Here is a 12149-nt window from a genome sequence, read left to right as displayed (position 1 = left end):
ACAGGTATTGGCTGAGCAACGCATCGGCCAGAACACGGAAGTCACCTTGCACTTTGCATTGCGCCTGGAGAACGGCGACACGGTCGACAGCACCTTCGACAAGGCCCCGGCGACCTTCAAGGTCGGCGATGGCAACCTGCTGCCGGGTTTCGAGGCGGCGTTGTTCGGCTTCAAGGCCGGAGACAAGCGCACGCTGACCGTCGAGCCGGAAAACGCGTTCGGCCAGCCGAACCCGCAAAACGTGCAGGTCATGCCGCGCTCGCAGTTTGCGGACATGGAACTGTCGCCGGGTCTGCTGGTGATCTTCAACGATGCGGCCAATACTGAGCTGCCGGGTGTGGTGAAAGAGTTCGACGATGCGCAAGTGACCGTCGACTTCAACCACCCGCTGGCCGGCAAGACGCTGACCTTTGACGTGGAAATCTTCTCCGTCAAAGCCGTCTGAGTAACACAGCAGAACCCCTGTGGGAGCGGGCTTGCTCGCGAATGCAGACTGACATTCAACATAAAAAAGTTGTCTGGCACACCGCTTTCGCGAGCAAGCCTGCTTCCGCTGGGATTGCAATGATCTATTTTCTTGCGCGCAAGACACGAGGCATAGCATGCAAATCAAACTCGCCAACCCCCGTGGCTTCTGCGCCGGCGTGGACCGGGCGATCGAAATCGTCAACCGCGCCCTGGAAGTGTTCGGGCCGCCGATCTACGTGCGTCATGAAGTGGTGCACAACAAGTTTGTCGTCGAGGACCTGCGCAGTCGTGGCGCGATCTTCGTCGAGGAGCTGGATCAGGTACCGGACGATGTCATCGTGATCTTCAGTGCCCATGGCGTCTCGCAAGCCGTGCGTACCGAAGCCGCCGGCCGTGGCCTGAAAGTGTTCGATGCCACCTGTCCGCTGGTGACCAAGGTGCACATCGAAGTCGCCAAATACAGCCGCGACGGTCGTGAATGCATCCTGATCGGCCACGCCGGTCACCCGGAAGTCGAAGGCACCATGGGCCAGTACGACGCCAGCAACGGCGGCGCGATCTACCTCGTCGAAGACGAGAAGGATGTTGCCGAGCTGCAGGTACGCGACCCGGAAAAACTGGCCTTCGTCACCCAGACCACGCTGTCGATGGACGACACCAGCCGGGTCATCGACGCCTTGCGCACGCGTTTCCCAGCCATCGGTGGGCCGCGCAAGGACGACATCTGCTACGCCACGCAGAACCGTCAGGACGCGGTCAAGCAACTGGCCGACGAATGCGACGTGGTGTTGGTGGTCGGCAGCCCGAACAGCTCCAATTCCAACCGTCTGCGTGAGCTGGCCGAACGCATGGCCACCCCGGCCTACCTGATCGATGGCGCCGAAGACCTGCAGAAGAGCTGGTTCGATGGTGTCGAGCGTATCGGCATCACCGCCGGCGCCTCTGCACCGGAAGTATTGGTGCGCGGCGTGATCCAGCAGTTGCAGGCCTGGGGTGCCACCGGTGCCGACGAGTTGGCCGGGCGTGAAGAGAACATCACGTTCTCGATGCCTAAAGAGCTGCGCGTACGCTCGATCTGACCGCTTTATCCTTTCGACACAGCGCCTGTTCAGCCTTTTCGCTGGCCAGGCGCACGCGACCGGTCGCCGCCAGCACCAGTTGAAGCTGGCTGACCGGCTCGCGGGTCGAACAGATGTGTAGTTTTCCTGCCTGAAATGCCCGCCCGGGCATCAGCGGTTGCCCCAGACTGCTGAACCGTATGTACCGACTGACGAACCAGTTGCCGACAATGGGTATTCGCCCGTCACTGGCGTGCTCGACCAGCAGCGGATTGCTGCTGTCTTCCGCACCCTTGCCACTGACATCCAGAATGATCCGCCAGCCCCGGCTCCAGTCCCCGTCGATGCCATGAATCACCACGCTCTGATTGCGCGTGATCGCCTGAGTGCGGGCATTGCGGATCCCGCTGATCAACGACTCTGCCGCCTGCTGTCGATGGTTTGACTCCTTCAGTGTGGCGAGCGCCGGACTGACCAGCGACAGAACAATTGCGCCGATCGCCAGTCCCATGAGCAGTTCGACCAGACTGAATCCCTGTTGCGGCATGAGCAGTTCCTCCTTGATGCAGGGTGTTCGACGCGATCCGTGCGCCGGGCAGGGCAAATCAACCGACGTAATCCGGTCGAATGTTCTAGGTTTACTGGGCAGGTATAGCCGACGGCAACGGAGGGCATCGATGGATCATCGTACAAAAGGTTTCACGCTGATCGAGGTGTTGGTGGCGGTCGCATTGGTTGTGATCCTGATCACGATGGCCGTCCCGGCGTTTACCCGATCGATCCAGGGCAGCAAGGCCGACACCGAAGTCGGCGACCTGCAACGGGCCCTCAATTACGCAAGGCTCGAGGCGATCAACCGGGGCATCACCACTCGCTTGCGGCCGAGCGCCGGCGGCAGCGTCTGGACCGGCGAGCTGTCGGTCTACGACAGTACTGGCACTCCGGCCAATGTATTGCGGGTTGTTCCAGCGATGAGCAGCGGCGCGACTCTGACGCTAACCTCAGGAGTGACCGCGCTGGATTTCAACAATCTGGGAGGGCTGGCAGCACCGTCCACGGCGGTGGTGTTCAGTTATACGCTGGGAACGCAAAGCAGGACGCTGAACGTGTGTCTGAACGGACGAATTCAATCGGGTGGAAGCTGCGGATGAGGGCAGGGAGCAAGCACGCACAGGAGGGCATGACGCTGATCGAAGTGCTGGTCGCGTTGTTGATTCTGACGGTCGGGTTACTGGGGGCGGCGGCGGTTCAGCTCAATGCGCTGAAATACACCGACAGCTCGCGGATGACCAGTCAGGCCAGTTTCATCGCCTACGACATGATGGACCGGATCCGCGCCAACTCGGGCGCCGACTACACCGTCACACCACCGACCACGGGCAACCTGAGTGTCGCCCGGGATCAGGATCTCTACGATTTCACCACCAATATCGTCAATTTCGGCGGACCGACCGCCACCGGCAGCATCACCCTCAATCAACGCGTGTACACCATCACCATCACCTGGAGTGACGCACGCGCCGCCAATACGAGCAGTGCAACCCGCAGCTTTGTCCTGACCAGCCGCGCTGCGGTCGACCCGGTGGCCACGCCATGAAGCGCCATAATCTGGGCTTCGGCCTGATCGAAATGCTGGTCGCGCTGGCGCTGGGGCTGATCGTGGTGCTCGGCGTGGTGCAGATCTTCCTGGCGGCGAAAAACACCTACGTCAGCCAGAACAGCGCCGCCGCCATGCAGGAAGACGCGCGGTTCGTGCTGAGCAAGATGATCCAGGAACTGCGCATGGTGGGCATGTTCGGCTGTCTGGGCACGATTACCGATTCCAGCTCGGCGGGGGATTTCACGGCGGCTCAGATCATGCCGATCAGCTGGGACAACGCCAATCTCAAGCTGACCCTGGTCACCGCCGATGTGGGCAGCGCGGGTGGGACGCCGACCTGGACCGTGGTCTCCGATTGCCGCAACAGCGCCATTGCTTATACCGGCGCACGGACAGCAGCGACGGGGCAGATCGCGTTCCCGATCCGTCGTCTGATCTACAGCTTCAGCAACAACCAGATTCTGATGGGCACCGGCAGCGGGAATCCGGCCCAGCAGGTGCTGGTGAACAACGTCAGTGCGTTTTCCGTGATGTTCGGTCTGGCGAGTTCTGCGACCGATGTCGCGGCGTCCACCTACAGCGCCAATCCCGGTGATCCGGCGCGGATCCGCAGCGTGCGCCTGAGCCTGACCCTCACTGACCCGAACAATCGGGTCAGCAATCAAACCTTCAACGTGGTTGCCGCCTTGCGCAACCGCTTGCAGTGAGGGGCGAGCGATGAACGTTTCTCTCCATCGGCGACGGTATCAGGGCGGTATGGTGTTGCTGGTCAGTCTGGTGTTTCTGCTGCTCCTCACGGTGATCGGCCTGTCATCAATGCAAAGCGCCAACCTTCAGGAAAAAATGGCCGGCAGTGTGAGTCTGCGCAATCAATCGTTCCAGACGGCCGAGGCGGCGCTGCGCATTGGTGAAAGTGCCGTGCAACTGGACAGTTATTCGCTGGCGGTGTGTGCCAACCCCACGCAATGCGCGCCGCCGGCGGAGTCATCGGTGGTCAGTTCAGCGGGGCTCAATTCCACGTCGGGTGTCACCTGGATTGCCGCCGGCAGCGGCTTCTACGGGGTGCAGAACATCGGCACGACCCTGACGGCGGTGAACGTGCCGAGCAACACCTCGGCGACGTTGTATCGGGTCACGGCAGTCGGCATCGTCGGCAGCTCACGCAGTGTGGTGGAGAGCGTTTATGCGAAGTATTGAGCGACGCTCAAGGTGGCGAGCCTGCCTGACGGGGCTTTTGACGGGCTTGTATGTGGCGACGCCGGCATATGCGTTCACGCCGTCCGAATCGCCGCTGTTGAGCGCGGCCGCAGTACCGCCCAACGTCATGCTGTTGATCGACGACTCAGGGAGTATGAACAGCATCATTTATGCGGCGGGGTTCGATCCGGCCGAGGATCGCACGCCGGCACGGCAGTGCAACGCGGTCATCGGCCTGTGCCTGAGCTCGACCGCCATCACCGGCGATACGATCTTTCTTTCGAGCCTGCCGACTTCCGGCTGCTCCGGCGGTGCCTATGCGTTCTACAACAACAGCCTGACACCGCTCTGTCTGAAGCTGCCGGATCCGGTGGGCAGCGGCAACACTCGCTATTCGGCGGATTACATTTCCTACGTGGTCGGGCTGGCGATCAACAACGGCACACGCGATTTCACTACCGGAGCCATTCCCAACGATTACCGGATCAACGTGGCGCGCAACGTCTCTACCGCACTGGTCACCAGCAACCGCAACCTGCGCATGGGCCTCGCCACCTTCAACCCGGCCACCGGCAACAACCCCGGCAACGGTGGTTTCATTGCACGCTCCATCAGCGACTTGTCACCAGTCAGCGGCAGCGTGACCCAGGCCCAGGCCGACAACAACTACAACGCACTGATTTCCTCGATCAACGGCCTGAGCGCGGTGGCCAACACGCCACTGGCCGAGACCTATTACGAAATCACCCGCTACATGCGCGGGATGACGCCGTACTACAACAACACCCCCAGCACCTACACCAGCCCGATCCAGTACCGCTGCCAGAAAAACTACGGGGTGGTCATCACCGACGGCCTGCCGACCTACGACCGCACCTTTGCGAACAACGACCCGCTGGGCGGCAGCCGCTTGCCGAACTGGGACGGCATCAACAATGACGGGAACAACCTGAACGGGGACGGGGAGGGCGATACGTTGTATCTGGACGATATCGCCAAGTTTGCCTTCGACATCGACATGCGTTTCAGCGGTACCGACGCGGCAGGCAAGAGCTGGAATGCGGTGGATTTTCCCAAGCAGTATATGAATACCTACACCGTAGGTTTTACCGCCTCCAACGACATGCTCTCGGACGCCGCCGATTACGGACAGGGTCGCTACTACCAGGCGACCGACAGCGCCGGCCTGAATGTCGCGCTGTCTTCGGCGTTGAGCGATATCACCTCCAAGGCTGGTTCCGGCGGTGCGGGTGTGACCAGCGGCACCACGCTGACCGCTGGCAGCAGTTTTTTTCAAACCACCTACGATCCCAAAGATTGGCGCGGCACGATCAAGTCCTTTGGCTTCACCTCGGCCGGGGCGGTCAATACGTCGGCCGTGCTGTGGACCACCGACACCGCCATCGTGCCCGGCGCCACTGCGCCGACCTACCAGTCGTGGAACACTCTGAACAATGCGGCGGTGACGCTGGCCTACGGTAATTTCTCTCCAACCCAGCAGACCGTTCTCAGTCAGGGTTTGCCCACCGGCATCAGCGGCATAGACCTGGTCGAATGGAGCAAGGGCACCAACAAGGCCGGGCTCAAAGTGCGCAGCGTGTTGCTCGGGGACATCATCAACTCGCCGCTGGTGCTGGCTTCACCCACGGATAAAACCGCCTCCGATCTGGCTGGCGATACCACCTACAGCACCTACCTGACCACCAAGGCTTCGAACATGAATGCCAGCCTCGTGGTGAACGCCAACGACGGATTTGTCAGCGTCATCAACTCGGCTAACGGTACCCGGCGCTATGCCTACATGCCATCCAGCGTATTGGCCTCGCTGCGCCTGATTGCCGATCCGAACTACGTCAACGGCGTCAGCCACAAGTTTCTGGTGGACGGTCAACTTGGTGTATTCGATGCGCAATTCGGCACGGCGTGGAAAACCCTGGCCATTGGCGGGACGGGGGCCGGGGGCAAAACCTTCTACGGGCTCCAACTGTTCGATGCCTCGGCAGGCAACGTTATCCGTGCCTTGTGGGAAGTCAGCGCGCCGGCTACTGCCAGCACCTCCAACGCTTTTAATGATCTGGGTTACGCCTATGCCCGTCCGGAAGTGGCACGCTTGGCCGATGGTCGCTGGGCAGCGTTCATTGCCAACGGTTACGGCAGCAACTCCGGGGTGGCGGCGCTGTATGTGCTGGATGTGCGTGACGGCTCGCTGATCAGGAAAATCGTCATCGACAGTACGGAAACCACCAACGGTTTGTCCTCGGTGAAGCTACGGGTCAATTCGCAGAACGTGGTGCAGGCCGCGTATGGCGGTGACTTGAAGGGGCGGATGTGGAAGTTCGACCTGAGCGCCGCTTCGTCCGACAGCTGGGGCGTGGCGTTTTCCGGCAAGCCGCTGTTCACGACAGCCGGCGGGGCGACTCAGCCGATCACCGCGCAACCGTTGCTGGCGGACAATGCTCTGGGTGGCAAACAGATTTTCGTCGGCACCGGCAAATTCAACGAGACCGCCGACAAGACCAACAAGGACTTGCAGGCGTTTTATTCGGTGTGGGATGCCGATGGGGGTTCGGGTCAACTGACTGTCAGCAGTCTGCAGGCGCAAGCGATTACCGGATCCTTCTCCGGCAGCTCCGGGCAGTTCCTGACCACAACCCAGAATGACACGACCTATCCAGCGGAGAAGGGCTGGTACCTGCCGCTGGTATACAACAACGTGCTGACCGGCGAGCGGGTGATCAATCAGGCCAGCATCGTACTCGGGCGCATCGTGTTTACCACGGCCAGTGTCGACACCACCGATCCTTGTGCGAGTTTTGGCACCGGTAAACTGGTCGAACTCGATGCGTTCAGCGGTAAGATGCTCAACTACGCGGTGCTCGATACCAACGCCGATGGTGTCGTCGACAGCAGCGACACGATTTCCAGCGGAGTGATATTCACCGGCGGCATCCCGACCTTGAACGCCATCGTCAACGCCGGGAAGGGCAAGATCGAGACCGACTCCAGTGGCAACATCACCACCCTGGTGGAAAAGGGCGGCGGCGGCAGTCGTCGTATCATGTGGCGACAAATTCAGTAAGCGAGAGTTGAGGCATGCGCAGATCCATCCGAGGATTCACCCTGATCGAAATCATGATCGTGATTGCGATTATCGGGATCATCATCACCATTGCCGCACCGAGCTATACCGAATATCTGAAGAAGGGCCGTCGCGCCGAGGTGGTATCGCTGCTGACGGAGCAGGCGCAGACTCTCGAGCGCTTCTACACCAGAAACAATGTTTACACGGGCGTCACCGGTCTCAGCACGGGTAATGATTTCTACACCATTACCCCGACCATCGCTGACCAGACTTTTGTGCTGACCGCGACCCGCAAGACCGGCACGGCCATGGCCACTGACAAGTGCGGGGATTTCACCCTCACCAACACCGGTGTCAGAAGCATGAACAACGCGACCACCGGGCTGACCACCAAGGATTGCTGGGGCCGCTGAGCCGCTATATTTCGGGCGCCATTTGCGCCCACTGTCTTTTTTACGGTTGGATCAAACATGACCAGGCAACAGCAAGTGGTGATTGTCGGTGGCGGGGTGATTGGCCTGCTCACGGCGTACAATCTCGCCTCCGAGGTCGGCAGCGTGGTGCTGCTGGATCGTTCGAACGTCGGCCAGGAATCGTCCTGGGCCGGCGGCGGTATCGTGTCTCCGCTGTACCCGTGGCGCTACAGCGCGGCCGTTACCGCGCTGGCGCACTGGTCGCAGGATTTTTATCCACAGTTGGGCGAGCGTCTTTTTGCCGATACCGGGGTTGATCCCGAGGTTCACACCACCGGCCTGTATTGGCTGGACCTGGATGACGAAGCCGAAGCGCTGGCGTGGGCCGCGCGGGAGAACCGTCCGCTGCGGGCTGTGGATATCTCGGCGGCGCATGATGCGGTGCCGGTGCTCGGTGGTGGGTTTTCCCGGGCGATCTACATGGCTGATGTGGCCAATGTACGCAATCCGCGGCTGGTGAAGTCTTTGAAAGCGGCGTTGCAGGCGCGGCCGAACGTGACGATTCACGAGCAGTGTGAAGTCAGCGGGTTTGTCCTTGAAGGCGAGCGTGTGGTGGGCGTGCAGACTTCCACCGGTGTGATCGCTGGCGATCAGGTCGTGCTGACGGCGGGCGCGTGGAGCGGCGAATTGCTCAAGACCTTGGACCTGTCGCTGCCGGTGGAACCGGTCAAGGGCCAGATGATTCTCTACAAGTGCGCGGCGGATTTCCTGCCGAGCATGGTGCTGGCCAAGGGGCGCTACGCGATTCCGCGTCGCGACGGGCACATCCTGATCGGCAGCACGTTGGAACACGAAGGTTTCGACAAGACCCCGACCGACAATGCACTGGAAAGCCTCAAGGCCTCGGCGGTCGAATTGCTGCCAGCGCTGGCGGATGCCGAAGTGGTGGGACACTGGGCCGGATTGCGTCCCGGCTCGCCGGAGGGCGTTCCCTACATCGGCCGGGTGCCGGGTTTTGATGGCTTGTGGCTCAACTGCGGGCATTACCGCAACGGACTGGTGCTGGCGCCGGCGTCCTGTCAGTTGTTTGCCGATGTGATGCTGGGGCGCGCGCCGATCATTGATCCGGCGCCGTATGCCCCGACCGGACGTATTTAATCCAGGCCGAGCTTCTTGAGCCGGTAGCGCATCGAACGGAAGGACAGATTCAACCGCTGGGCCGCTGCGGTACGGTTCCAGCGGGTTTCTTCCAGGGCCTGCAGTATCAGCTTGCGCTCGACGTTCTCCAGATAGTCTTCGAGGTTGTCGATCTGCGTGAGATCGGCAATGCCGCCCTCGGCTGTGCAATTGCCTTCGCTCAGGCGCAGGTCGTCGGCCTCGATCGTGCGGTTTTCACACAGGGTGTGCGCCCTCTCAAGCACGTTCTCCAGCTCCCGCACATTTCCCGGGAAGCGGTAGTTCTTCAATGCCTCCAGCGCTTGTGGATGCAGGCGCGCCGCCGGCTGGCCGGTACCGTTCGCCAGACGCTTGAGCATATGGCTGGCCAAGGCTTCGATATCGTCACGACGTTCGCGCAGAGAGGGCACCCGCAGTTCGATCACGTTCAGTCGGTAATACAGGTCCTGACGAAAGCGTTCGGCGGCGACTTCCGCGTCGAGATCCTTGTGCGTCGCACAGAGGATGCGCACATCGACCACGGTTTCCTGCTGGCCGCCGACGCTGCGCACGGCCTTTTCCTGAATCGCCCGCAGCAACTTGACCTGCATCGACAGCGGCAAGTCTGCCACTTCATCAAGAAACAGCGTCCCGCCATGGGCAGCCTGGAACAGGCCCGGCTTATCCTCCACCGCACCCGTGAAACTGCCTTTGCGGTGACCGAAGAATTCGCTTTCCATCAACTCTGAAGGAATCGCCCCACAGTTCACCGGTACAAACGGCTGGCTGGCGCGTGGGCCTTGCTCGTGAATCAGCCGGGCAACCAGTTCCTTGCCGCTGCCGGACTCGCCGCTGATGTAGACCGGCGCCTGACTGCGGGCCAGTTTATCGATCTGCTTGCGCAGATTGCGCATGGGCAGCGAGTCACCGAGCAGCCGGCGATCAATCGCGGTGCAGACATTGCCCGACGCCGACATGCGCAACGCAGTGGCGACCAGTTCCCGCAGACGACTGAGGTCTACCGGTTTGGTCAGGAAGTCGAAAGCCCCGGCTTTCAGGGCGTTGATCGCCGTTTCCAGACTGCCATAGGCGGTGATCATCGCCACCGGCAATTGTGGATAGCGTTGCTGGATGTGCTGCACCAGCTCCAGTCCGGTGCCATCCGGCAGGCGCATGTCGGTCAGGCACAGATCGAAAGTATCGCGGCTCAGCAGCGCTTGGGCTTCGCCGAGGTTGCGTGCGCTGAAGGTGTCGAGTTTCATCCGTCCCAGGGTGATTTCCAGGAGTTCGCGGATATCCGGTTCGTCGTCGACGATGAGGATTTTTTGCCGTGGGCTCGTGTTCAACTTTGTTTCCGTCCGTGAGCAAAGGTGATGCGAAAGCAGCCGCCGCCTTGGCGTGGTATGAAGTCTAGGCGGGCCTGGTTGCTTTCGCACAGCTCACGGGACAGATAAAGTCCAAGGCCGGTGCCCTGGCTGCTGGTGGTAAAGAAGGGCTCGAACAGATGCGACTGTTGATCCAGTGCCACGCCGGGGCCGTTGTCCTGCACTTCGAGCACAGCCAGCTGGCTTTCGCGGTCGATGAACAGCGTCAGCCACACTTCGGCCGGATCGTGCAGCAGGGCGCTGTGACGCCAGCCGTTGCGCAACAGATTGTCGAGAATTTGCGTCAACTGACCGGGGTCCATGAGGGTGCGAAAGTCCCCGGAGTCGATACGCAAATGTATCCGCTGGCGCTCGCCGGCCTGTTCCCGGGCTTCGGCGACGAACTGCGCCAGCCACGGTTCCAGATCCAGCCGTTGCGGCGCGCTCTGCTGGCGTCGGGACAGTTGCAGGACGTTTTCAATGACTCGGTTCATGCGCTGGGAGTGATCCTGGATGATCTGCGTCAGACGCCGATCCGCGCCGTCGAGTTCCTCGGACTCCTGCAGCAGCTGCGCCGCATGGCTGATGGCGCCCAGCGGGTTGCGGATTTCGTGGGCGATACCGGCGGTCAGACGCCCGAGTGCGGCGAGCTTCAGTTGCTGGGCTTGCTGGGAAATCTGCGCCAGGTCCTCGAGAAATACCAGGGTCTGGCGGTTCGGGCTCTGTTCCAGGGCAATGAAGCTCGGTTGCAGTTCCAGGCCGTTGGCCGCGATTTTCAGGCTCTGCGGGCGCAGGGTCGGGTTGTTCAGCCACAGATTCAGGCGCTCGACCAGCGCGGTCGAATAGTCATCGATCAACTGGCCTTCGAGGGGTGACTGTGCCAGCAGCGTCCGGGCGCTGTGGTTGGCCAGTTGTACCCGGCGCCGCTCGTCGAGTACCAGAATGCCGGTGCGCATGCGCTGCAGGATCAAGGCATTGAGCGCTTCAAGGCTGACCACTTCGCTGGCCCGTTGCTCGGCCAGGGTTTCGCTGATTTCGAGACGACGGATCAACCCCTGTACCAACAGTGCTCCGGCAAAACACAGAGCGCCAAGGGTGCCTGCCTGCAGGTAGTCATTGGCGCTCAAGGGATGGCTGAAGCTCAGCAGAAAACTGAGGCCGACGATGCCGAGCGCCCCGATCGCTGCGATCAGCACACCGATCCGTCGTCGCAGCAGGGTGTTGCTGATGGCCACCGAGACGATCAGCAGATTGCCCACCGGGCTGGCCACGCCGCCGGCGGCGTAGAACAGCCCGCACAGCAGCAGGATGTCGACCAGGGCCAGGCCGAACAACCGGGCCGGCCGCCGGATGTTCTCCAGGAACACCACCAGCAGGATGTTCAGCACCAGGTACAACCAGCTGCCGTTGCGCAGCAACTCGTCATCGGCTGACGTCAGCAGGCGGTTGTCCATGTTGCTGGAGATCAGCAGCACCAGGGTGATGCCGACGCTCAGGCGGTAGAGGTGATAAAGGCGCAGCAGTCGCTGGGCCTGTCTGCGTGTGGCGTTGGTGGCCTCAGCGATCACTGGAGCCTGGGCCTTGCTCGAGGTGAGCCTGGCTGCAATACCACTGTTGTTGAAGGCTCAGCGCACGATCCCGCGGCAGGTGCACGCCGCAATGGGCGCAACGCACCATCGGCGCAGCATCCTTTTCGCGGGGGGATTGCGTGGGGGCGGCAGGCGCCTTGAGTTTGCGCCACAGCCAGACGGCGGCGGCGATCAGGGCGATCCAGAAGAGTAGACGAAGCATGATGGGCGGCTTTTTGGCTGA

Annotated in this window: 13 protein-coding genes; 9 read left to right on the top strand and 4 right to left on the bottom strand. The window is 61.5% G+C overall.

Annotated features, from left to right (window positions below):
• The first annotated feature begins 7 nt into the window (after positions 1-7).
• The gene (fkpB, locus tag C6Y56_RS24555) at positions 8-445 is read left to right on the top strand and encodes an FKBP-type peptidyl-prolyl cis-trans isomerase (RefSeq protein WP_169432708.1); all 438 of its coding nucleotides are present in this window, start codon (positions 8-10) and stop codon (positions 443-445) included.
• Positions 446-602: 157 nt separating this feature from the next.
• Positions 603-1547 carry a 4-hydroxy-3-methylbut-2-enyl diphosphate reductase gene (gene ispH, locus C6Y56_RS24550; protein WP_169431979.1) on the top strand — a complete coding sequence of 315 codons (945 nt, stop codon included), beginning with the start codon at positions 603-605 and terminating at the stop codon, positions 1545-1547.
• Here ispH and C6Y56_RS24545 read toward each other — a convergent pair.
• The gene (locus C6Y56_RS24545) at positions 1519-2073 is read right to left on the bottom strand and encodes a GspH/FimT family pseudopilin (protein WP_169431978.1); all 555 of its coding nucleotides are present in this window, start codon (positions 2071-2073) and stop codon (positions 1519-1521) included. The two genes, ispH and C6Y56_RS24545, sit on opposite strands and share 29 nt — an antisense overlap.
• 130 nt (positions 2074-2203) lie before the next feature.
• On the opposite strand from C6Y56_RS24545, the gene C6Y56_RS24540 reads away from it, so the two are divergent.
• The 7 genes from C6Y56_RS24540 to thiO are packed head-to-tail and all read left to right on the top strand — an operon-like array spanning position 2204 to position 8976.
• Positions 2204-2677 (top strand): GspH/FimT family pseudopilin, encoded by a 474-nt coding sequence (locus C6Y56_RS24540; protein WP_169431977.1) that lies wholly within the window; start codon positions 2204-2206, stop codon positions 2675-2677.
• Positions 2674-3123, top strand: a complete 450-nt coding sequence (gene pilV / locus C6Y56_RS24535; protein ID WP_169431976.1) for a type IV pilus modification protein PilV — start codon at positions 2674-2676, stop codon at positions 3121-3123. The genes C6Y56_RS24540 and pilV overlap by 4 nt, the downstream gene beginning before the upstream one ends.
• Positions 3120-3833: a PilW family protein gene (locus tag C6Y56_RS24530; RefSeq protein WP_169431975.1), complete on the top strand. Its 714-nt coding sequence runs from the start codon at positions 3120-3122 to the stop codon at positions 3831-3833. Before pilV ends, C6Y56_RS24530 begins: the two co-directional genes overlap by 4 nt.
• 10 nt (positions 3834-3843) lie before the next feature.
• Positions 3844-4323, top strand: coding sequence for a pilus assembly PilX family protein (locus C6Y56_RS24525; protein WP_169431974.1), 480 nt, complete (start codon positions 3844-3846; stop codon positions 4321-4323).
• The gene (locus C6Y56_RS24520) at positions 4310-7402 is read left to right on the top strand and encodes a pilus assembly protein (RefSeq protein WP_169431973.1); all 3093 of its coding nucleotides are present in this window, start codon (positions 4310-4312) and stop codon (positions 7400-7402) included. The genes C6Y56_RS24525 and C6Y56_RS24520 overlap by 14 nt, the downstream gene beginning before the upstream one ends.
• A 14-nt stretch (positions 7403-7416) precedes the next feature.
• Complete coding sequence (locus tag C6Y56_RS24515; RefSeq protein WP_169431972.1) at positions 7417-7818, top strand: type IV pilin protein; 402 nt, start codon at positions 7417-7419, stop codon at positions 7816-7818.
• Positions 7819-7875: 57 nt separating this feature from the next.
• The gene (gene thiO / locus C6Y56_RS24510) at positions 7876-8976 is read left to right on the top strand and encodes a glycine oxidase ThiO (RefSeq protein ID WP_169431971.1); all 1101 of its coding nucleotides are present in this window, start codon (positions 7876-7878) and stop codon (positions 8974-8976) included.
• Here the strand turns inward: thiO and C6Y56_RS24505 are convergent.
• The 3 genes from C6Y56_RS24505 to C6Y56_RS24495 are packed head-to-tail and all read right to left on the bottom strand — an operon-like array spanning position 8973 to position 12128.
• Positions 8973-10319 (bottom strand): sigma-54-dependent transcriptional regulator, encoded by a 1347-nt coding sequence (locus tag C6Y56_RS24505; protein WP_169431970.1) that lies wholly within the window; start codon positions 10317-10319, stop codon positions 8973-8975. The two genes, thiO and C6Y56_RS24505, sit on opposite strands and share 4 nt — an antisense overlap.
• Positions 10316-11905 (bottom strand): sensor histidine kinase, encoded by a 1590-nt coding sequence (locus C6Y56_RS24500; RefSeq protein ID WP_169431969.1) that lies wholly within the window; start codon positions 11903-11905, stop codon positions 10316-10318. The genes C6Y56_RS24505 and C6Y56_RS24500 overlap by 4 nt, the downstream gene beginning before the upstream one ends.
• Positions 11895-12128, bottom strand: coding sequence for a PP0621 family protein (locus C6Y56_RS24495; protein ID WP_169431968.1), 234 nt, complete (start codon positions 12126-12128; stop codon positions 11895-11897). Before C6Y56_RS24495 ends, C6Y56_RS24500 begins: the two co-directional genes overlap by 11 nt.
• Positions 12129-12149 lie beyond the last annotated feature (21 nt).

The sequence above is a fragment of the Pseudomonas fluorescens genome (assembly GCF_012974785.1).
In the GTDB taxonomy this organism is placed as follows: Bacteria; Pseudomonadota; Gammaproteobacteria; order Pseudomonadales; family Pseudomonadaceae; genus Aquipseudomonas; species Aquipseudomonas fluorescens_BT.
This window is presented reverse-complemented; position numbering and strand designations above follow the sequence as displayed.